We start from the raw sequence: 495 nt of genomic DNA on the forward strand, positions 1-495 counted from the left end.
CCACCTTGCCCACCAAAACCACCGACGAATGGCTGGCAGAGATCGACAAGGCGACCACGCGCTCGCCGTCCGTCGCCATCGCTGTGCGTCTCATGTACGGCCTGGGCCTGCGCGAGTCGGAAGCGGCTAGCGCTTGCTGGGAGTGGATCGACTGGGAGCGGCGAACCTTCACGCCCGGCATTACCAAGGGTAAGGAGGCGGTCCCAGTGCCGATGCCGCGCTGGCTGGTTGCGTATCTGGCCCCCCAACGACGACCGCAGGGCCTCATCGCACCAGGTAAGCAGGGCAGGGCGCTGCCGGATGGATTCGCCCGATACGCGATGCGCCGCGCCAACGCCGCCACCTCCCTGACTGGGATCACGCCCCACCGCCTGCGCGGCACCTGCGCCACGCTCATGTCGGAGGAAGGCACGCCCATTCAGACCATCCAAGCCATCATGCGCCACAAGGACCCGAAGACCACGATGGGCTACCTGGAAGTGAACATGGACGTGG

The 495-nt window shown here is 66.5% G+C and carries 1 protein-coding gene; it reads left to right on the top strand.

All coding sequences use genetic code 11. The features are described from left to right. A partial coding sequence (locus F1735_RS34225) for a tyrosine-type recombinase/integrase (RefSeq protein WP_167241511.1) occupies nucleotides 1-495 on the top strand: 495 nt, incomplete at both ends.

This window comes from Massilia genomosp. 1, from assembly GCF_011682185.1.
Lineage (GTDB): Bacteria > Pseudomonadota > Gammaproteobacteria > Burkholderiales > Burkholderiaceae_D > Telluria_A > Telluria_A rubra.